This is a genomic window from Bacteroides sp. D55t1_190419_B8 (genome assembly GCF_015558905.1).
Lineage (GTDB): Bacteria > Bacteroidota > Bacteroidia > Bacteroidales > Bacteroidaceae > Bacteroides > Bacteroides vicugnae.
Genome location: NZ_JADMOU010000006.1, coordinates 105,290 through 125,888, shown reverse-complemented (window position 1 = coordinate 125,888; position 20,599 = coordinate 105,290). Strand labels below are relative to the sequence as shown.

Genomic DNA, 20,599 nt, shown 5'->3' with positions numbered 1-20,599 from the left:
ACAATGACAGGACTAGAGATTTGGCTGCTTGCAATAGGTCTGGCGATGGATTGTTTCGCTGTCTCAATTGCAAGCGGTATTATTTTGAAACGTACCCGATGGAAACCCATGCTAGTCATGGCTTTTGCTTTCGGCCTTTTTCAGGCAATCATGCCATTTATCGGATGGATGTGTGCAAAGACATTCAGTCATCTTATAGAAAGTGTAGACCATTGGATTGCTTTCGCGATCCTTGCCTTCTTAGGCGGACGAATGATTTTAGAATCTTTCAAAGAAGAAGAATGTTGTAAACTGTTCAATCCGGCAAATCCGAAAGTGGTATTGACAATGGCGATAGCCACAAGTATTGATGCATTGGCAGTCGGTATCTCCTTTGCTTGTTTAGGAGTGCAGGACTATACAGAAATCATCTCTCCTATCCTTATCATCGGATTTGTATCTTTCGCCATGTCGCTCATCGGGCTGATCTTTGGTATCCAATGTGGCTGTGGCATCGCCCGGAAACTGAAAGCGGAGTTATGGGGAGGTATCATTCTAGTCATTATCGGACTAAAGATATTAATTGAACATTTATTTCTTCAATAAAACGAGTTTTCTCATCAAATAGAAGAGCGTATGAAAACAAAGAAAAGTTTCCTTTGGCTGGCTTTCTTGATTTTGGCAACTATCTGGATATTAGTCAGACATAATCAACAAGTTGGCTATTATAGTGTCAAAGGTTTGGTATTTGGGACAGTGTATAAAATTACTTATCAGCATGACGGTGATTTAAAACCGGAAATAGAAGCTGAACTGAAACGCTTCGACCAATCTTTATCTCCATTCAATGACAGTTCTGTTATCAGTCGCGTCAACCGCAATGAAGAGCTGGTGACTGATAGTTTTTTCCAGAAATGTTTCAACCGCTCGATGGAAATTTCCCACGAGACAAAGGGTGCTTTCGACATTACAGTGGCCCCTCTTGCCAATGCTTGGGGATTCGGTTTCAAAAAAGGTGCTTTTCCTGATTCATTAATGATAGACAGTCTGTTACAAATCACCGGATATGAAAAAGTGAAAATGGATAACGGCAAAGTCATCAAACAGGATCCTCGCACTATGTTAAGTTGTAGTGCCGTTGCCAAAGGGTATTCGGTAGACGTAATCGCACAACTGCTCGACCGTAAGGGAATAAAAAACTATATGGTAGATATAGGCGGCGAGGTGGTAGTGAAAGGGAAAAATCCTTCCAAAGGCTTATGGCGCATTGGAATCAATAAGCCCGTCGACGATTCACTGGCCGTAAACCAAGACTTACAGACAATTCTTGAGATAACAGATTTAGGCTTGGCTACTTCCGGAAACTATCGTAACTATTATTATAAGGATGGGAAAAAATACGCCCATACGATTGACCCTAGAACTGGCTATCCGGTACAACACAACATCTTGTCCTCTACGGTAATCGCCAAAGACTGTATGACTGCCGACGCCCTTGCCACCGCCTTCATGGTGATGGGACTGGAAGAAGCGGAAGCTTTCTGCAAAGCGGATACAACGATTGACGCCTACTTTATTTATAGCGGAGAAAATGGAGAGTTCAAGACTTTCTACACGGAAGGAATGAAAAAATACATAGCTACTCCATAATAATATATATTTTATACAAGCAGAGGCTCTATTGGACATTAATAGAGCCTCTGCTTGTATAAAATAGAGGTTCTACTTGAGTAAAACAGAGCCTCTATTCAATTGGCAAATATCTATTTCATAAACACGAAATACACCGCAGCAATTAAACAAACAAATGCAGCCAGATGATTCCAATGCAAAGCCTCACCTTTAAAAAAGATTGTAGTGAACACTGTAAAAATAACAAGTGTTATTACCTCTTGAATGACTTTTAGTTGCATCAATGAAAACGGGCCTCCATTACCTATAAAGCCAATACGATTGGCCGGTATCTGACAGGAATATTCAAAAAAGGCGATCGCCCAGCTGAACGCAATCACACCGATCAGCGGAAGAGCCGCAAACCAACTGTACTCCTGTTTCATCTTTAAATGTCCGTACCAAGCGAATGTCATAAAGACATTAGATACGATCAGCAACAAAATGGTATAGAATCCTTTCATAACAATCTATTCAAATTAATCTATTTTATCTGGTAATAATTCCTCCTGTACATTAGTCATGCTACCCCAAAGGCTATAACGAGCTTCCGGGTTCATCGCTTCCAACTGCCGTAAAATTCCTTTCATATCACTCCGGCTGGACTGCGATTCATAAGGACAATTCTTCACTTGCTTCTGATAATGTCGCAAAGCTGCCAATTCTACCAAATCGGCTTCATGAACCAGACACATCGGACGAATAATTGTCATATCAAACTTCTTCATCACCAACCGGGGCGGCATTGTACTGAAAGCTCCCTGATAAGTGATATTCATCAATAAAGTTTCCAAAATATCATCCATATGGTGACCGAGAGCGATTTTATTGCATCCGTGTTCCTTGGCAACTGTGAACAAGGCTTTCCGACGGTTCCATGAACAGAGGAAACAGGGAGATTTACGTGTGTCGGTAGCAGGATCAAAGGCAGTCTCATACTGCACAAAGGGAACTCCATACGCTTCACAGTGCGCTTTCAAATATTCAGTATCACTCTGATAAGGAATATTCTTCATCACTACATGGACGGCAACGACAGAAAAGCGAGGTTTATAGATACGTGCGCGTCTCCCCAACAGTTCCACAAGCGCCAACGAATCTTTTCCTCCCGACAGTCCGATAAGGATTTTGTCTCCTTCTTCTATCAATTCATATTGCACCACTCCTTTGCTAAACCGCCGTTCAATGCGGCGAATGGTTTTCTCTTCTTCCGTAAATTGTGTCATATCTTTGAAAATCGGCTGCAAAAGTAAGCGAAAAGAATGATTTAAAGAAGAATTAACATAATAGAATCACTGAAAAAGGGTTTATTTCTAATAAATTTGTACTTTTGAACAATTGATAAATAGACCGGTGCCCGAAAGCAGCAATGTTTTCAATCTACCCGTCACTCATAAACGCTCAAAACGATGAAAGGAAAATATATTCTATTTTTAATTTGCAGCCTCTTCCTTTGCGAAGTCTCTGCACAAACGTTGGAACAGGCACGCACCTTATTTACCAAAGGTGAGTACGAACAAGCCAAACCAGTTTTTAAGAAGTATGCTAAATCACAACCGTCGAACGGGAATTATAATTATTGGTATGGCGTATGTTGCCTGAAAACCGGAGAGGCGGAAGAGGCGGTGAAACCTCTTGAAATAGCAGTAAAGAAACGTATCACCGGTGGACAACTCTATTTGGGACAAGCATATAATGAGACGTACCGCTTTGAAGACGCTGTGAACTGCTTTGAGGAATATATCGCAGATTTAAGTAAACGTAAAAAATCGACGGAAGAAGCGGAAAAGCTTCTGGAGAAAAGTAAATCCGACCTCCGTATGTTGAAGGGAGTTGAAGATGTGTGCATCATCGACAGCTTCGTTGTGGACAAGGCGACTTTCCTGAACGCTTACAAGATTAGCGAAGAATCGGGCAAGCTGTTTACTTTCAATGAGTTCTTCAAGACAGAAGGAGATCATCCGGGAACTGTTTATGAAACAGAAATCGGAAATAAAATTTATTATAGCGAAAAGGGTGAGAAAGGTAATCTTGACATCTTCTCAAAGAATAAATTGTTGAATGAATGGAGTGACGGACGCCCGTTACCGGGTAGTATCAATGCTTCCGGCAATGCGAATTATCCGTTTGTCCTATCGGACGGAGTCACCGTTTATTACGCCAGCGATGGCGAGGGACTGGGTGGCTATGATATTTTTGTCACTCGCTACAACACAAATACCGACACTTATCTTGTTCCGGAAAATGTGGGTATGCCGTTCAACTCGCCGTACAACGATTATATGTACGTCATTGATGAATACAACAACCTCGGATGGTTTGCTTCCGACCGTTTCCAACCGGAAGGAAAGGTATGTATTTATGTATTCATTCCTAACACTTCCAAACAGACTTATAATTATGAAGCAATGGAGCAGCAACAGATCATTCGTCTGGCGCAGATTCATTCGCTGAAAGAAACCTGGAAGGATAAACAAGCGGTTACCGAAGCACTGCAACGATTGGAAGCTGCTATCAGTCATAAGCCCAAAGAACGCCGTGCCATGGATTTTGAGTTTGTCATTGACGACCATACGACTTACTATCTGATGAGCGACTTTAAATCCGCAAAAGCCAAGACACTTTTCCAACGCTATCAGCAGATGGAAAAAGACTATTATCAACAAGAAGAAAAGCTGAACAGCCTTCGACAACAATATGCCGGTGCCAACCAACAGGGAAAAGCCAAAATGGCTCCTGCCATTCTCGACCTTGAAAAGCGGATATTGCAAATGTCCGAAGAACTGGATGCTCTCGAAGTGAATGTACGTAATGCAGAAAAAACAAAATAAATAATAACTCTGAACTATGGATATACTCATTATCGCCGTTCTCATTATTGCCGCAGTCATACTGTTTTTGGTAGAACTGTTCGTCATCCCGGGCATTAGCCTGGCCGGAATTTCTGCATTGGTTTGCATCCTGTATGCCAACTACTATGCGTTCGACAAATTAGGTATGGCAGGAGGATTCGTCACTCTTGGCATATCAGCGGTTGCCTGCATTGGATCACTGATCTGGTTTATGCGATCGAAAATGCTGGATAAACTGGCGTTGAAAAAGGATATTGATTCAAAAGTAGACCGTAGCGCAGAAGATAGCGTCAAAGCGGGTGACACAGGAATCAGTACTACACGTCTGGCACAAATCGGTTATGCCGAGATAAACGGAAAAATTGTGGAAGTAAAGTCTATGGACGGATTCCTCAATGAGAAGACTCCGATTATTGTAAACCGTATTACCGACGGTACAATCATGGTTGAGAAACGCAAAGAATAATATTCACTTAATACAAATTATCAATGGAAACATCTCTGTACTTACCTATCCTTCTGATTGTTGGAGGTATTATTTTCCTAATACTATTTTTCCATTATGTGCCGTTCTTTTTATGGTTGTCGGCCAAAGTATCTGGTGTCAACATCTCGTTGATACAGCTATTCCTGATGCGTATACGTAATGTTCCGCCTTATATCATTGTGCCGGGAATGATCGAGGCTCACAAAGCCGGATTAAAAAACATTACCCGTGACGAACTGGAAGCCCATTACCTGGCGGGAGGACATGTGGAAAAAGTAGTCCATGCCTTAGTATCCGCATCAAAGGCAAATATAGAATTATCGTTTCAAATGGCCACTGCCATCGACCTCGCAGGGCGAGATGTGTTTGAAGCAGTGCAGATGTCCGTAAATCCTAAAGTGATTGACACCCCTCCCGTTACGGCTGTTGCCAAAGATGGTATTCAGTTAATAGCTAAAGCCAGAGTAACAGTACGTGCCAGTATCAAACAGTTGGTCGGTGGTGCAGGTGAAGACACAATTCTTGCCCGCGTAGGCGAAGGTATCGTTTCGTCTATCGGTTCTTCTGAAAATCATAAATCGGTATTGGAGAATCCGGATTCTATTTCTAAACTGGTACTTCGCAAAGGTCTGGACGCAGGAACTGCTTTCGAGATCCTGTCTATTGATATTGCGGACATCGACATAGGTAAGAACATCGGTGCGGCCCTGCAAATTGACCAGGCTAATGCAGACAAGAACATCGCACAGGCAAAAGCCGAAGAGCGCCGTGCTATGGCAGTAGCTTCCGAACAGGAAATGAAAGCAAAAGCACAGGAAGCCCGTGCCAAAGTGATCGAAGCAGAAGCTGAAGTTCCTAAAGCAATGGCTGAAGCTTTCCGCAGTGGAAACTTAGGCATCATGGATTATTATCGCATGAAGAATATCGAAGCTGATACTTCAATGCGTGAGAATATCGCCAAGCCTACAACAGGCAATACAGGCAACCAGCCATTGAGCAAATAATCTATTACAAACGCCGGAATCCGATTTCATTTCAGTTGCAAGACGTACTCCACTTTTCCAAAAGAAAAAGATAGAGGCTTCTTCTGAACTTAAATCCGGTTCCGGCGTTTCTATTTATAGATACAATCTATTATAAAACTAAAACCCTTCAATAACATGAAAAAGTACTTTCCATCCTCTGAATTGATAATCAATGAAGACGGTTCAGTATTCCATCTTCACGTAAAACCCGAATGGTTGGCAGACAAAGTAATTCTGGTAGGTGACCCCGGACGTGTAGCACTCGTAGCTTCTCATTTCGAAAACAAAGAATGTGAAGTGGAAAGCCGCGAATTCAAAACCATCACGGGTACTTATAAAGGTAAACGGATTACGGTAGTCTCTACCGGAATCGGTTGCGATAACATCGACATCGTGATGAATGAATTGGATGCACTCGCCAATATCGACTTTGTCACCCGCGAAGAAAAGGATCAGTTCCGCCAACTGGAATTAGTGCGTATCGGCACATGTGGCGGTCTGCAGCCCAATACTCCTGTCGGAACTTTTGTCTGTTCACAAAAGTCCATTGGTTTCGACGGATTACTGAATTTCTATGCCGGACGTAATGCCGTATGCGATTTACCTTTCGAACGTGCCTTCCTCAATCACATGGGTTGGTCGGGAAATATGTGTGCTCCCGCTCCTTATGTCATTGATGCCAGTGAAGAATTGATTGACCGGATTGCCAAAGATGACATGGTACGTGGAGTGACAATCGCTGCCGGAGGTTTCTTCGGTCCTCAAGGACGTGAACTTCGTATCCCGTTAGCAGACCCGAAACAGAATGATAAGATTGAGACATTCGAATATAAAAGTTACAAAATCACCAACTTCGAAATGGAAAGTTCGGCTTTGGCAGGACTTAGCCGGTTGATGGGACATAAAGCAATGACCGTCTGCATGGTGATAGCCAACCGACTTATCAAAGAAGCCAACACCGGATATAAGAATACAATCGATACGCTGATTAAGACAGTACTTGACAGAATATAAATCATCTATATCCAAAAGGATTAAATTGTAATCGAAAGAACAAAACTGCCATCGAAAAATAGATAATGGCTTGAATCTTCCACTGATAACGTATAGATTCAAGCCATTTTTTATCATTTACATCTTTCAATATAGCATCATTATATTACACAGCTATTTTTGATTTGTTATTTTATCAATAACCAATCGTAAATCTCTCCTGATGATGTTTCGGATATTCCAACTCATCGATCATGGCGGCGGCATAATCTTCCACAGAGATATGGCTGTTGCCTACGACATCTACAATCATATCATCTTTTCCCAGCCGGTAACGCCCTGTACGGACTCCCGGACGCATATCTGCCGCCGGAGAGAAAAACACCCAGTCTATTTCTTTTTCTTTCTTTAAAAAGTTCAGATAGAACTCTCCTAAAGCTTTCACTCCCGGCAATATATTTTCAGGTACTTCACCGGAATCCATCAGACGCAAGCCCGGAGCAATAAACAAAGAACCGGCACCCCCAACCATCAAAAAACGATTGACGCCAGCTTTCTTCACTCCATCAATAATGGTCAGATAGACTTTAATCGTTTCATCGTATATATCAGGATTATTCCATCCCGGATTGAATGCACTAATAACAGCATCTGCACCTTTACAAACGCCAACCACTTCATCAAGCACAGAAACATCGGCTTTCACCACTTTCAGATTTTCATTCTTTATCTTTATCTTTTCCGGATGACGAACCACAGCCGTAACTTCGAAACCACGATTCAAAGCTTCATTCAGAAGCGCAGAACCCACAAAACCACTTGCCCCGATAAGGACAATCTTTTTCACTTTCTCCATATTCCAATATATTATAATGTTACTACTATATGACAAGTAACACTACAACATCCTGAATGTTAGTTCTTTTTCAAAAAATTAATTATCCGATATAAGATTCTATCGTCTCTTTTAACCTCTCTAAAGAATAAGGCTTTGAGATAACAGCGTTACATCCTGCCTGAATAGCCTGTTGCTGTTCAGTATAGAAAGCATATGCGGTCACTGCAATAATAGGTACAGTCAGGGAAATAGCACGGATCTTTTCAGTGGCTTGAATACCGTCCATGATCGGCATACGGATATCCATCAGAATCAAATCCGGCTTTTCACGGATGAAACTATTAATGGCTTCCTGTCCGTTGCGCACCCATGAAATAATATATTCCTTATTCAAAAGAATATTAAGTTGAGCAAAATTCGATTCAATATCCTCTACCACTAATATATTCTTACGTTTATCCTCATCGACATTCTTCTTATGCTGAAGCCTTCTTTCGACAACCTCCTTCGGTATTTCCTGATAAGGCAAATAGAGTGCAAACATACTCCCCTGCCCTAACTCTGAAGTTACTTCGATGCGACCGCCCAACCGTTCTACAATGCTTTTACAAATTGAAAGCCCTAATCCGGTACCCTGCACAAAGTCATTCAGCTTCTCAAAACGGGTAAAAATTTGCGGGAGTTTCTCTTTGGATATACCGCAACCCGTATCGCTGACATACAGTTTCAGCCAGGGTCCTTCATGTTTCAAGCCTAAGGTTATACTTCCCTTTTCCGTATTTTTAATCGCATTCGACAAGAAGTTGAACAATACTTGCATCACACGGTTACGATCGGTAGAAGTCCAGTATTCTCCTTCGGGGCGAATCACTTTCAATTCTACATTCGACTTCATCTTCAGTTGGTGCACTTTTTCCACTTCTTCCACTAGCCCCGCAATCTCAACCTGCTGGAAATGCATTTCCGATTTACCGGATTCAATACGGGAAAGGTCTAAAATATCATTAATCAGCTGCAGTAACAGGTTACTATTTCTCTGGATAATCTCCAGATACTCCCTTTTCTCTTCTTCACCCTCCGTCACCGCAATAATCTCCGAAAAGCCAACAATAGCATTCAACGGGGTACGAATCTCATGGCTCATATTCGCCAGGAAAACCGACTTCATCTTATCAGCATCCTCTGCACGACGTTTTGCTTCAATCAATTCCTGCGAACGCTGAATCCGATCTCCAATATCATGTATCAACGCCAACACTCTGTTCCCCTCAAAAGGGGCGATACGCGCCTGAAAATAATGTACACACCCATCCACTTCAACCGGATATTCAATTTCTTTCAACTGACTGTCTTGCAGACACTCGCGAATGTTACAGAGGAATAAGTCACTAACCTCCGGTGAATAAATAGATCGCCCGTCTGCTCCGCGTAACACTTCTACCGGATGAAGTAAAATCGTCCCCGGTGCCATCAGGACATCGGTAATAAAGAAATTATCATCAAAAATAAAAATGAATTCCGGCAGTGCCTCAATAATTTTGCGGTTATATTCTTCCAGATATTTGATATGTTGCTCTTTTTCGCACTGTGAAGTGACATTCACCGTGTACGCCAGCACTTTACCCGGATGGCTTGCACAACTCTCTTTATAGGACAAGAAATGATCTTCCAACCAAACCACTTTCCCCTGTTCACCAATACAACGGACTCTGATTTGTGAAGTCTTAGAGTCTGATGAAAGCATCTCTGCAAAAGCCTGTTTGTAAGCTTCAGCATCTTCCGGATGAACAAACCGATAGAAACTATCAATATCTTCAAAAAGAACTCCGGCATTTTTCAGTCCAAGTGTAGAGAAATAATCGTCAGAAAAAGAGCATTTACCTGTAATGATATCATACTCCCATAAAGCTATTTGATGAGCTGCAAGGACAGATAGAATTTCTTGTGAGTTCTCCCGTATGAGTTCACTCTTTTCATTGGAGGAATATAAATTGATCGCTGGTTCCATAAGCATTATTGTTTTATTTTGTTTGGTGTACCACTGCACGGCAGCAAATATAAACAAATAAAGTATAAGTTGTGCTCATTTTTCTGTTTTTTACTTAGAAACAATTATCTTTGCTCATCCAAAACGAAAAAACAATGATTCAAGATACTATCTGCGCCATCGCTACCGCTCAAGGCGGTGCTATCGGAAGCATCCGTGTTTCCGGTCCGGAAGCTATTTCCATCACCGGCAGCATCTTCAAGCCAGCCAAAGCAAGCAAATTATTGAGCGGACAAAAACCATATACTTTGACATTCGGGCGTATTTATGACGGAGACGAAATGATTGATGAAGTACTCGTCAGCCTTTTCCGTGCTCCTCATTCGTATACGGGAGAAGACAGCACGGAAATCACGTGTCATGGTTCCACTTATATTCTTCAACAGGTAATGCAGTTGCTTATTAAGAACGGTTGTCGCATGGCCCAGCCGGGAGAATATACGCAACGTGCTTTCCTCAATGGAAAGATGGATTTAAGTCAGGCAGAAGCCGTGGCGGACTTGATTGCTTCTTCATCTGCTGCCACTCACCGATTGGCAATGAGCCAGATGCGGGGTGGATTCAGTAAAGAGCTGACAGATCTACGCAACAAGTTGTTAAATTTCACCTCCATGATCGAATTGGAGTTGGATTTCAGTGAAGAGGATGTGGAATTTGCCGATCGTTCGGCATTAAGGAAACTGGCCGATGAAATTGAACAGGTCATTTCGCGGTTGGCTCATTCATTTAGTGTCGGCAACGCCATTAAGAATGGTGTTCCCGTAGCTATCATCGGTGAAACAAATGCCGGAAAATCGACTTTACTGAATGTATTATTGAATGAGGATAAAGCCATTGTCAGTGATATTCACGGGACAACACGTGATGTAATCGAAGATACTGTCAATATCGGAGGAATCACTTTCCGGTTCATTGATACCGCCGGAATCCGGGAAACCAATGACACGATTGAAAGTTTGGGTATTGAACGTACTTTTCAGAAGTTGGATCAGGCGGAGATTGTCCTTTGGATGGTAGATGCTGTGAATGCCGCCTCTCAAATTGAACAGTTATCAGAGAAGATAATTCCACGTTGCGAAGGAAAACATTTGATTGTTGTATTCAATAAGGCTGATTTGATTGAAGGCAAACAGAAAGAGGATTTATTATCTTTACTAAAAGACTTCCCCAAAGAATCTACGGAATCTATTTTCATCTCGGCCAAACAACGGGAGAATACAAGTGAGCTACAAAAAATGCTTATTGATGCAGCACACTTGCCTACAGTGACACAGAATGATATTATTGTAACAAATGTAAGACATTACGAAGCTTTAAATAAAGCTTTGGAAGCTATCCATAGAGTACAAAACGGACTTGATTCGCAGATTTCCGGGGATTTTCTTTCGCAAGATATACGTGAATGCATTTTCTTTATTTCGGACATAGCGGGTGAGGTTACGAATGACATGGTACTTCAAAATATCTTTCAACATTTTTGCATCGGTAAGTAAGAGAAGTGCATGCTATCATCGCTGCAATAAAATAGATCATTTCAAGAAGTCACTATGCCTATTATAGAAATATCATCCTTAACAGACTCCGGAGTAGAAATATTCAGTACCCTCACCGAAGCTCAATTACGCAATCGTATCGAGCCTGATAAGGGATTGTTTATTGCAGAAAGTCCCAAAGTTATCCATGTAGCTCTGAATGCTGGTTATGAGCCTTTAGCCCTCTTGTGTGAACAGAAACATATCACTGGTGATGCCGCTGGCATTATTGAACGTTGTGGTGATATACCAGTCTATACTGGTGAAAGAAAGTTACTTGCCACATTGACCGGATATACACTGACGCGCGGTGTCCTCTGTGCCATGCGTCGTCGGGCACTACCAAGTGTAGAAGAAGTATGCCGGAAAGCCCGGCGGATCGTAGTCATTGAGGGTGTGGTGGACACTACTAATATCGGAGCCATCTTCCGTTCCGCAGCCGCCTTGGGAATAGATGCTATATTATTGACGCGTAATTCCTGCGATCCGTTGAACCGACGTGCAGTCAGAGTTTCGATGGGTTCTGTCTTCCTGATACCATGGACTTGGTTGGACGGTTCTCCCAATGAGTTGCGCAAACTGGGTTTTCGTACAGTCGCTATGGCACTCACGGAGAAATCAATCTCCATCGATAATCCTATCTTAGCAACCGAACCCAAGTTAGCCATCGTAATGGGAACAGAGGGAGACGGTCTTCAAAACGAAACAATTAATGAAGCGGACTATGTAGTCCGCATTCCTATGGCAAACGGTGTCGACTCTCTCAATGTAGCCGCCGCATCCGCTATTGCTTTCTGGCAACTTCGCGTTCAAAATGACACAGATCTGCCACCATCACCGGATGATGTACATATATGATTTTACTTATATTCCTACTCACACCTACAATACGTATTTGCGCCACAGGAACAGCGAGGCAATAATTTTTCCATCAATTCACTTCGAAAGAACTCATACAGTTCTTTATGCATGATGTCATATAGTGCCCTAACCCGTTCTTCCTGCTCATCTTCTACATGAATTCCTCCCTGAAAGGGATCTGTAAAGTTGAAAGAAACGTATTTTCTCACTACACCCTGCATTTCCTTTTGCACTTCCTCCGCTTCCGGACAAAGGGTAATGACATAATCCCACGTCTGTTGAGCATACGTCGCAACATCACAGGGCTTTCTACGCGAAAAGTCATATCCATTTTGTTCCATCACTTGGCAAACAACGTCAGGGACAGAATTTCCAGCCAAAATACCGGCAGTACTAATCTTCATCCCTCTACCGAAGGAGTTCAAAATTTCCTGTGCCATACGACTGCGGCACATATCATTATTACTTACTATCAGTATATTCTTCATACACAAATTCTATTTTTACTTCCTTCCTGATATAGCTACTTTAATAACCCCATCCAACTTGTTCTCGAAAATACGGTAAGCTTCCTCAATCTCATTCAACGAAAACCGGTGCGTAATAAGAGGAGTAGTATCAATTTTACCTTCCTCAATCAGTGCAAGGATTTCGGCACAGTCGCAGCCATCCACTCCCCCTGTTTTGAAAATCAAATTCTTGCCATACATATCAGGTAAAGGAAGAAGCTGTGGTTTATCATAGAGGGCTACAATCGTGACAATAGCATTAGGACGGGCGCAATCCCAAGCCAAATAAAAAGAATCGTCACTCCCTGCCACTTCCAAAACAACATCTGCACCACCATGGTCACTGTTCTTGAAAACAAAATCCTTGCAGTTTTCCGGTTCAGTCACCAACACATCAGGATAATGCTCGCGGACAAACCGAATTCTTTCAGGAGACTTCTCACAGATAATAATGCGTTTTGGCTTCTTCAGCATCACACACAGCAAAGTACAAATCCCGGTAGGTCCGGCACCGATGATAAGAACAGTATCTTCCTCGGTAATTTCCGAGATGCGTGCTGCCCAAAAACCTGTTGCAAGCACATCACCGACAAACAAAGCTTGTTCATCACTCACTGTATCCGGAATACGGTTCAAACCTTGATCCGCATAAGGAACTCTAACATATTCCGCCTGACCGCCATCAATTCGACAACCTAAAGCCCAACCGCCATTAGGGTCAGTACAGTTATTCACATATCCATGCTTACAGAAAAAACACTCACCGCAGAAAGTTTCGACATTCACAGTCACCCTGTCACCAGGCTTCACCGAAGTGACATCAGCCCCCACTTGTTCTACCACACCTACCATCTCATGCCCGACAGTTATTCCGGGCACAGCACGTGGCACACTGCCATGTTTAATATGAAGATCACTGGTGCAGATGCTACCAAGTGTTACACGTACGATTGCATCCCGTGAATCCTTTATTTCCGGTCTCGCCTTCTCCTGCAATTCAAACTTTCCGTGTTCAATATATGTGTATGCAAGCATAATATCCTCCTCATTCATTAATATATACCTTGCAAAGATAATGATTTCATTGGCAAAACAAATCTCTTTTATCACGTTCAATACCCCCAAACCAAATCTCACTCTATATTTATAACAATACAAAACTGAATAAAGTCATTCACTGTTTTTTCTACTTTGGTTTTGATATTCTGGAAAATATTCTTACTTTTATATCCAAAATAATAAATAAGAACAGCAGCACGACTTATTATATTTACACACAAGCCTATGATAGATACCTCCGAAAATCTGATTATTATAAAAGGTCAAATCAAGACTCCTGAAATAGAAAGCTGCCAGAATCATAATGGCAACTATAAGATAATATTCCGGAATATTCCCAGTGCGTATACTTACAAAGAAGAAAATGTCCTTTGGCTGACTGATCCGGAGAAACCGGACCCCAATAATTATCAAATAATCAGTAAAGGGAGAATTTTATCAAACATTAAAGCCTTATCTATTTTTAAAGCCGGTTCACGCTGCTATTGGCACATTCGTTTTCAGAATGGCAAAGAGTATGATTACAGAGAAAAGGACTTAGAAATTATCGAATCATGCTTGGGAGAGAGTCGTTCGAAAAGCATATTCGAATATTTGAAGAAAGTTGCCGATGCGAATGAATTGAAAGCTGATGACGGAACGAAGCTATTAGCAAAACAATATGAAAAGATTCATTTCATCGCAAACAACAGAGCTATTGCTGTATATCTGAATCCTCAAAAATATAAAATGCAGACCCAGACTGCCTCAACCTTGATTTTTCCTTTCGGTTGTAATGCAAGCCAACAAAAAGCAGTCCAGGCAGCTTTTGAGAATCAAATCAGTGTTGTGCAAGGACCTCCGGGAACCGGAAAGACACAAACGATTCTGAACATCATTGCCAATATCCTTGTGCGTGGTAAGACTGTTCAGGTAGTATCTAATAATAACTCCGCCATCGTCAATGTACTTGAGAAGTTATCCAAATACGATATGGGTTTCATTGTTGCATTGCTTGGCAGCACAGCTAACAAAGAGAAATTCATCGAGACTCAAGAAGAGGAAAAACAATATCCGGAGAACTTTGAGTCATGGCATGATGCGGATGCCGACCAACCTCAATTTCTCAATCAGATACATCATCAGACAGAAGAACTCAAAAGCATATTTTCCAAACAGGAACGCCTTGCCATGGCAAGACAGGAAATACAAGCTTTAAAAATAGAGTGGCAACATTATCTGCAAGAGTTCGGAACAAAAGAAATTACTCTCAAACAACGAAAGAGTTCCAGTTCGGCAGACCTTCTGAATTTATGGAATGAATGTCAGCAATTTGCAGAAAAAGAACAATCATCAAGTCTTCGGGGAATAGCAGCTTTTATTCAACGGTTGAAATGGTTATTCTTTAAATTCAGGAGCAAAGCGATTTGTAAAATCCCCGATAAAGGTTTCTATAAACGGGAGATGAGTTTGATTATCGCTGACTTCCAAATCTTATTCTACCAAACAAAGTATGCAGAACTGGAAGTTGAAATAGACACATTAGAAAAGGAACTTGCCAACAAAGATGCAGCAGAAATGGCCAGACAAATGGCTGATACATCAATGAAATATCTAAAGAATCAGTTATTTCATACCTATGGCAATAATCATGACAAGCCCATCTTTACGCTCCCTGATCTAAGAAATAATTGGCGAGAGGTACAAAAAGAATACCCTATTATATTAAGTACGACCTTTTCATCATTAAGCAGTCTGCAACGAGATGCCGTATATGATTATATCATTATGGACGAAGCATCGCAGGTTTCCGTTGAGACCGGAGCTTTAGCCTTGTCATGTGCTAAAAATGCAATCATTGTCGGTGACACCATGCAACTCCCCAATGTAGTCACAGAAGAAGATAAGGAAAAGCTAAACTTTATCGCTAATGCCTGCCTGATTAAGCCGGAATATGATTGTGCCAATATGAGTTTTTTGCAATCCATCTGCAAAGTTATTCCAAATGTACCGCAGACCTTGCTACGGGAACATTATCGATGCCATCCTCGAATCATCAACTTCTGTAATCAGAAATTTTATGGTGGAGATCTCGTCATCATGACACGTGATAAAGGAGAAGAGAATGTCATTTGTGCCATACGGACAGCCAAAGGTAATCACTCCCGCAGTCACATGAATCAACGGGAAATAGATGTTATCAAAGAGGAAGTACTACCGAATCTATCTTATGAAACAGATGAAATTGGCGTCATAGCTCCATATAACAAACAAGTAGATGCAGTAAAATCCGCACTTGAAGAGGATATTGATGTCGCAACAGTCCATAAATTTCAGGGAAGAGAAAAGGATGCTATCATCATGACCACTGTCGACGATGTCATCACTTCCTTTTCCGACGATCCAAACCTGCTCAATGTTGCTGTTTCGCGGGCTAAGTCACAATTCTACTTAGTCGTATCGGGAAATGAACAACCCAAAGACTGCAATATCAGCGATTTGATTGCTTATATCGAATATAACAATGGCACTGTTTCCACCAGTAAGATTCATTCCATATTCGATTATCTATATGAGCAATATACAGATGCCCGAATTGCCTATTTGAAGAAACACAAGAAAATATCCGAATACGATTCCGAGAATCTTACATTTGCCTTACTTGAAGATATTCTGAAAGAGAATATCAATATGCGTCATTTGAATATCATTTGCCATTTACCACTCTATATGTTGATTCAGGATTATTCTCTATTGAATGAAGAGGAAAGCAAATATGCTGCAAATATAAATACTCATATCGATTTTCTAATTTATAATCGTGTGAGTAAACAACCGGTATTGGCTATTGAGACAGATGGTTATACATTCCACAAATCGGGGACGAGTCAGTCAGAACGTGATATTAAAAAGGATCGTATTTTAGAGTTGTACGGAATCCCGTTGGTGAGATTGTCTACTATTGGTAGTAATGAGAAAAAAATTATTGGAGATAAGTTAAGCGAAGTATTAAACTTGCATTAGAATGCTCATTGCAAATCATATTTTTTTGTTAGAATAGGAGTTTCTGCATATTCTAACGACCAAAAGAATAAATTTTACTCCAACTATAACAATTACATCAATAATAATGCCTACATTTACTTCTCATTTAAAGTACGAAAACACTATGGAAATTATTTTCTACTTTTGCATCAACCTCATTAAAAGTTTCTAAGAACTTAAAGTGAGTACATAAATAAACATTAATCACAATGACAAAAAACTATCTCATCGTAAATACATTAATTAAAATGCGGATAAGATACAATACATATAACAATAAGAATCATCTGTTTTACAAAAATAGACAGATAAATAAATCGTATTTCGACCAAATACTAAGAAATGAACAGGAAAGTATTAGGTTAACAATTCTACGCGACACACTTCTCCCGAAGCTGATGTCAGGAGAACTAAAAATTAACGCAACTGAAGTATTATAGATTACGATGAACAAGTCAATAAACATACTTGATAAAGAATATCTGCAATGGGTGAAAAACCTTTGCGGTCGCTATCGTCAAAGCCAAATAAAGGCAGCGGTGAAAGTAAATGTGGAACAGTTGAAATTCAACTGGCTTTTAGGTCGTGACATTGTTGAATTGCACGTAGAAGAACGCTGGGGCGAAAGTGTTATCACTCAATTAAGCAAAGATTTACGTGAAGCCATACCCAATGCGGCTGGTTTATCAAAGAGCAATATTTACTATTGTAGGAAGTTTTATTTGTTATACAAGGATGCTCTGAAAACTTTCCACCAACTTGGTGGAATATTTGAAGTCCCATGGAGACACCATTGCTTGATAATGGATAAAGTGAAAGACGATATAGACAAAGCTCTGTTCTATGTTCACCAGACGGTGGAGAATGGCTGGAGTCGTAGTATGCTGCTCAATTTCATTAGCACCGACCTTTATGAGCGGCAGGGCAAGGCACTGACTAACTTTACAAAAACATTGCCTGATGCGATGAGCGACCTTGCACAGGAGTTGACCAAAGACCCCTACAATTTTGCTTTCACGGGTATAACTGGGCGTTACAATGAACGATTGCTCAAAGATGCTCTACTGAATAACATTACCCGATTCCTGATTGAACTGGGTACAGGTTTCGCTTATGTGGGCAAAGAATATCGTTTAGAAATAGGCGAAACGGAAAACTTTATCGACTTGCTCTTTTATAATCTTTCGCTTTCCTGCTATGTAGTGGTAGAGGTAAAGATCGGTAAATTTGCTTTTGCCGACATCGGTCAATTAGGTGGATATGTGGTAGCTTGCAATCATTTGCTGCGTAAGGAAGGACGAGATAACCCCACCATCGGCTTACTGATTTGCAAAGAGAAAGACCGCATACAAGCTCAGTATGCTTTGGAGTCGAGCAGCCAACCTTTGGGTATTTCCGAATATGATCTGGAGAAGTTCTATCCCGAAAAAGTGGAAGGTACCATGCCTACCATTGAAGAGATAGAAGCTAAATTAAGAGATAACTAACATTGACTGGCAGAAAAAAGAATCTGCCAGAGCCGGAATGCGCAAAATGATAAAGCGGTTGCTGAAGAAATATAAATATCCACCCGAGGAAGCTGCTAATGCTTTGGAAACAGTCATTCGTCAATGCGAACAATGGACGGATAATGATGATTCAGAACCTCTTTATCAGAAAGCCCCGAAGAAATATGAGTTTCCTGAAAGCAGTTCATACACCATAGCTGCTGAACCAAACAGCAAATACAATAATATTTGTATTACTAAATTTTCCCATTTACAAGGTATTTACAGAGTCAAGCTTTCTAAATCAATTATAAAAAATAGGTCCTGCTGACCCGTTGCATTACATATCTATGCCGAAGCCTAGGATACAGTGGGGGCATTAACCCTCCACACGGGAACAGAACCGTAATATCGCGAAACTACGAACACATTTTTAATATGTTCGTAGTCGTTTACGACTAAAGGCTCCTTGGCTTCCAGTCGGCAAAATAGACATGTAATGCCCTACAAAGATAAGACAAATTCCTTATAAAGCCAATAAAATCAATGTTTTATTATAAAATAATGCAGAATGGTATATAAAAATCTCAATAAAAAGATACGACCCTGATTCCCCGCCGCATTACAAATCTATTAGCCGCAGCCTAGGATATGAGTGGGGTAATTAACCTACCACACGAGGAACACAGAGCCGTACTATCATTAATTGCAAAGTATATATACCTGCAACTGACGACAACTAAGGATCTCCTAAGACATATAAACGACTTAAATATTGTAATGCAATACAAAGGTGAACATAAAATCCGAGAAAACCAAAACACCAAGCATTATTCTTATAGCAAATGCACATTATATACCGCCTAAAATAAAATGACCTGACATTTTGAAGAATTGAATCTAAACAAAAAAATCACCTTTGAAACACAATGTAACAAAGGTGATTTTTGCACCAATTTCATTTCAAGATATTATTCCCGAAAGCTATTCTTTATTTTTCTGCGACACTTCAATCCCCTCCGGCCATACAGCAGTTGTATAAGCCACAGCATCATTTCCATTACCGGTCAAGTCTCTTGCAATGTTATTTCCTTTACCTTCGTTGAACTTCCAGTAAGCTTTCAAACCAGTAGTTTGGGGATCAACATCATACATATTCCTGTAAATTTCTTCCTGTGAACGAATCACATTCCATATACGTACTTCGCAAATCTCACCATTTAATTGCCGACTCATATCGTCGGGTTCGCCATAAGAGTGTCCTATCTTAAACATAAAGTCTCCTTTCTTCTGTTTTCCAAGATTTATGGCTTCCCCATTTCCGTAATCGTCAATGCGGCTCTGCTCTTTACCATCTACATACATAATAGCAGCTTTTGTCTCCGTGTCATAAGTAACGGCAACATGATACCACTCACCAGGTTGCAACAGTTTACTGTCATTGGCATTTGGGAATTTCATTTCATTAGCCGCGAATTGCAATTGCTGTCTAGGAAAGCCAGAATCACCAAAACGTAACAAACAATATTGCTCAATACCCATAATGGATGAGATTTCAGTAAGAGGATCAAATCTATTCACTCGAACAACAGCTTCGAAAGTAAGTTGCTTCAATCCGTTTACTACATTAGCAGTAGGACTACCAGCAACAAATCCCGGTATCTCAAAATAATTGTTAGCAAGACTGACCGCAGTAGTTATTGCACTGGAACGACGCACTATGTAACAGATATTTTTAGATCCGTCCAGTATACTCATCCCTCCTGATGCTTCTCCAATAGTAACAGGTAATAGAAAGCTAGTGTCAATATCCAAATCTATCAAGTTGGAAAATTCAATAGTGACCATTTCTGAATCTACATTTCCTTTAGGAATGACAACGTGCTGGGTAGAAAACTTATAATACTTAGCATCCAACATTGCATAATTATTCCCTAAACGTGCATTATAATAACTTATCAATGAAGGATCTGTCCGAAAGCTGACATCTATATCCTGCTCGGCAGGATATGCCAGTACAGCAGAAATCTGTTGCTGTCCATCCTGTTTAAGATTATTAAATGTAAAATTAGCTATATCCTTCACTTTCGCCACATCAATATATACACTATTACCAAAAGGAGATTCCTTAGTATAATCTTTGTTGTCACAACCTGTTATTAATAACAGGAAAACCATGACCAAACAATTATTACTTATTTTCATTATATTCTTGTTTTGAATTATCAGACTCAT

Annotated in this window: 17 protein-coding genes and 1 pseudogene; 11 read left to right on the top strand and 7 right to left on the bottom strand. The window is 40.7% G+C overall.

Annotated features, from left to right (window positions below; genetic code table 11):
• The first annotated feature begins 3 nt into the window (after window positions 1-3).
• Together I2I13_RS07700 and I2I13_RS07695 are read left to right on the top strand one after the other, a co-directional pair.
• On the top strand, window positions 4-585 hold the full coding sequence (locus I2I13_RS07700) for a manganese efflux pump MntP family protein (protein ID WP_195358501.1): 582 nt from the start codon (window positions 4-6) through the stop codon (window positions 583-585).
• A gap of 30 nt (window positions 586-615) precedes the next feature.
• Window positions 616-1,629: an FAD:protein FMN transferase gene (locus I2I13_RS07695; RefSeq protein ID WP_195649225.1), complete on the top strand. Its 1,014-nt coding sequence runs from the start codon at window positions 616-618 to the stop codon at window positions 1,627-1,629.
• A gap of 113 nt (window positions 1,630-1,742) precedes the next feature.
• Here I2I13_RS07695 and I2I13_RS07690 read toward each other — a convergent pair whose 3' ends face one another.
• Window positions 1,743-2,114: a DMT family protein gene (locus I2I13_RS07690; RefSeq protein WP_004304892.1), complete on the bottom strand. Its 372-nt coding sequence runs from the start codon at window positions 2,112-2,114 to the stop codon at window positions 1,743-1,745.
• A 15-nt stretch (window positions 2,115-2,129) separates the two neighbouring features.
• Window positions 2,130-2,876 (bottom strand): ATP-binding protein, encoded by a 747-nt coding sequence (locus tag I2I13_RS07685; RefSeq protein WP_195649224.1) that lies wholly within the window; start codon window positions 2,874-2,876, stop codon window positions 2,130-2,132.
• Between the two features lie 183 nt (window positions 2,877-3,059).
• Here I2I13_RS07685 and I2I13_RS07680 point away from each other — a divergent pair, with 183 nt between their 5' ends.
• The 4 genes from I2I13_RS07680 (at window position 3,060) to I2I13_RS07665 (ending at window position 7,028) form a co-directional block, all read left to right on the top strand.
• On the top strand, window positions 3,060-4,481 hold the full coding sequence (locus I2I13_RS07680) for a tetratricopeptide repeat protein (protein WP_148364520.1): 1,422 nt from the start codon (window positions 3,060-3,062) through the stop codon (window positions 4,479-4,481).
• Between the two features lie 16 nt (window positions 4,482-4,497).
• Window positions 4,498-4,968 (top strand): NfeD family protein, encoded by a 471-nt coding sequence (locus I2I13_RS07675; protein ID WP_148364519.1) that lies wholly within the window; start codon window positions 4,498-4,500, stop codon window positions 4,966-4,968.
• Window positions 4,969-4,991: 23 nt separating this feature from the next.
• Window positions 4,992-5,993, top strand: coding sequence for a flotillin-like protein FloA (gene floA / locus I2I13_RS07670; RefSeq protein ID WP_143258399.1), 1,002 nt, complete (start codon window positions 4,992-4,994; stop codon window positions 5,991-5,993).
• A gap of 156 nt (window positions 5,994-6,149) precedes the next feature.
• Window positions 6,150-7,028 carry a nucleoside phosphorylase gene (locus I2I13_RS07665; protein ID WP_148364518.1) on the top strand — a complete coding sequence of 293 codons (879 nt, stop codon included), beginning with the start codon at window positions 6,150-6,152 and terminating at the stop codon, window positions 7,026-7,028.
• A 175-nt stretch (window positions 7,029-7,203) separates the two neighbouring features.
• Here I2I13_RS07665 and I2I13_RS07660 read toward each other — a convergent pair whose 3' ends face one another.
• Both I2I13_RS07660 and I2I13_RS07655 read right to left on the bottom strand, forming a co-directional pair.
• Window positions 7,204-7,863: an NAD(P)-dependent oxidoreductase gene (locus I2I13_RS07660; RefSeq protein WP_139164924.1), complete on the bottom strand. Its 660-nt coding sequence runs from the start codon at window positions 7,861-7,863 to the stop codon at window positions 7,204-7,206.
• A gap of 82 nt (window positions 7,864-7,945) precedes the next feature.
• Window positions 7,946-9,853, bottom strand: a complete 1,908-nt coding sequence (locus I2I13_RS07655; protein ID WP_148364516.1) for a PAS domain-containing hybrid sensor histidine kinase/response regulator — start codon at window positions 9,851-9,853, stop codon at window positions 7,946-7,948.
• Window positions 9,854-9,987: 134 nt separating this feature from the next.
• Here I2I13_RS07655 and mnmE point away from each other — a divergent pair, with 134 nt between their 5' ends.
• Together mnmE and I2I13_RS07645 are read left to right on the top strand one after the other, a co-directional pair.
• Window positions 9,988-11,385 carry a tRNA uridine-5-carboxymethylaminomethyl(34) synthesis GTPase MnmE gene (mnmE, locus tag I2I13_RS07650; protein WP_195649223.1) on the top strand — a complete coding sequence of 466 codons (1,398 nt, stop codon included), beginning with the start codon at window positions 9,988-9,990 and terminating at the stop codon, window positions 11,383-11,385.
• 54 nt (window positions 11,386-11,439) lie between these two features.
• A complete protein-coding gene (locus I2I13_RS07645) occupies window positions 11,440-12,282 on the top strand; it encodes an RNA methyltransferase (protein WP_148364508.1) in 843 nt (280 codons plus the stop codon).
• A gap of 14 nt (window positions 12,283-12,296) precedes the next feature.
• Here I2I13_RS07645 and I2I13_RS07640 read toward each other — a convergent pair whose 3' ends face one another.
• Together I2I13_RS07640 and I2I13_RS07635 are read right to left on the bottom strand one after the other, a co-directional pair.
• Window positions 12,297-12,773, bottom strand: coding sequence for a low molecular weight phosphatase family protein (locus I2I13_RS07640; RefSeq protein ID WP_004302014.1), 477 nt, complete (start codon window positions 12,771-12,773; stop codon window positions 12,297-12,299).
• A gap of 15 nt (window positions 12,774-12,788) precedes the next feature.
• Window positions 12,789-13,829 carry an alcohol dehydrogenase gene (locus I2I13_RS07635; protein ID WP_229128591.1) on the bottom strand — a complete coding sequence of 347 codons (1,041 nt, stop codon included), beginning with the start codon at window positions 13,827-13,829 and terminating at the stop codon, window positions 12,789-12,791.
• Window positions 13,830-14,078: 249 nt separating this feature from the next.
• Here I2I13_RS07635 and I2I13_RS07630 point away from each other — a divergent pair, with 249 nt between their 5' ends.
• The 3 genes and pseudogenes from I2I13_RS07630 to I2I13_RS07620 all read left to right on the top strand — a co-directional run.
• Window positions 14,079-16,856 (top strand): AAA domain-containing protein, encoded by a 2,778-nt coding sequence (locus I2I13_RS07630; RefSeq protein ID WP_195649221.1) that lies wholly within the window; start codon window positions 14,079-14,081, stop codon window positions 16,854-16,856.
• Window positions 16,857-17,323: 467 nt separating this feature from the next.
• Entirely contained in the window at window positions 17,324-18,364 is a 1,041-nt protein-coding gene (locus tag I2I13_RS07625; protein WP_195649220.1) for a YhcG family protein, read from the top strand.
• A gap of 1 nt (window position 18,365) precedes the next feature.
• Window positions 18,366-18,593: pseudogene (locus tag I2I13_RS07620) on the top strand (type I restriction enzyme endonuclease domain-containing protein); the annotation flags it as partial.
• Between the two features lie 755 nt (window positions 18,594-19,348).
• Here I2I13_RS07620 and I2I13_RS07615 read toward each other — a convergent pair.
• The gene (locus I2I13_RS07615) at window positions 19,349-20,599 is read right to left on the bottom strand and encodes a DUF1735 and LamG domain-containing protein (protein ID WP_195649219.1); all 1,251 of its coding nucleotides are present in this window, start codon (window positions 20,597-20,599) and stop codon (window positions 19,349-19,351) included.

What these genes read in the sequence shown, in the direction of transcription:
- I2I13_RS07640 (WP_004302014.1), bottom strand. Translation starts at nt 12,773, where the DNA reads ATGAAGAATATACTGATAGTAAGTAATAATGATATGTGCCGCAGTCGT.
- I2I13_RS07685 (WP_195649224.1), bottom strand. Translation starts at nt 2,876, where the DNA reads ATGACACAATTTACGGAAGAAGAGAAAACCATTCGCCGCATTGAACGG.
- I2I13_RS07665 (WP_148364518.1), top strand. Translation starts at nt 6,150, where the DNA reads ATGAAAAAGTACTTTCCATCCTCTGAATTGATAATCAATGAAGACGGT.
- I2I13_RS07615 (WP_195649219.1), bottom strand. Translation starts at nt 20,599, where the DNA reads ATGAGTCTGATAATTCAAAACAAGAATATAATGAAAATAAGTAATAAT.
- I2I13_RS07655 (WP_148364516.1), bottom strand. Translation starts at nt 9,853, where the DNA reads ATGGAACCAGCGATCAATTTATATTCCTCCAATGAAAAGAGTGAACTC.
- mnmE (WP_195649223.1), top strand. Translation starts at nt 9,988, where the DNA reads ATGATTCAAGATACTATCTGCGCCATCGCTACCGCTCAAGGCGGTGCT.
- floA (WP_143258399.1), top strand. Translation starts at nt 4,992, where the DNA reads ATGGAAACATCTCTGTACTTACCTATCCTTCTGATTGTTGGAGGTATT.
- I2I13_RS07680 (WP_148364520.1), top strand. Translation starts at nt 3,060, where the DNA reads ATGAAAGGAAAATATATTCTATTTTTAATTTGCAGCCTCTTCCTTTGC.
- I2I13_RS07635 (WP_229128591.1), bottom strand. Translation starts at nt 13,829, where the DNA reads ATGCTTGCATACACATATATTGAACACGGAAAGTTTGAATTGCAGGAG.
- I2I13_RS07630 (WP_195649221.1), top strand. Translation starts at nt 14,079, where the DNA reads ATGATAGATACCTCCGAAAATCTGATTATTATAAAAGGTCAAATCAAG.
- I2I13_RS07690 (WP_004304892.1), bottom strand. Translation starts at nt 2,114, where the DNA reads ATGAAAGGATTCTATACCATTTTGTTGCTGATCGTATCTAATGTCTTT.
- I2I13_RS07695 (WP_195649225.1), top strand. Translation starts at nt 616, where the DNA reads ATGAAAACAAAGAAAAGTTTCCTTTGGCTGGCTTTCTTGATTTTGGCA.
- I2I13_RS07645 (WP_148364508.1), top strand. Translation starts at nt 11,440, where the DNA reads ATGCCTATTATAGAAATATCATCCTTAACAGACTCCGGAGTAGAAATA.
- I2I13_RS07675 (WP_148364519.1), top strand. Translation starts at nt 4,498, where the DNA reads ATGGATATACTCATTATCGCCGTTCTCATTATTGCCGCAGTCATACTG.
- I2I13_RS07700 (WP_195358501.1), top strand. Translation starts at nt 4, where the DNA reads ATGACAGGACTAGAGATTTGGCTGCTTGCAATAGGTCTGGCGATGGAT.
- I2I13_RS07625 (WP_195649220.1), top strand. Translation starts at nt 17,324, where the DNA reads ATGAACAAGTCAATAAACATACTTGATAAAGAATATCTGCAATGGGTG.
- I2I13_RS07660 (WP_139164924.1), bottom strand. Translation starts at nt 7,863, where the DNA reads ATGGAGAAAGTGAAAAAGATTGTCCTTATCGGGGCAAGTGGTTTTGTG.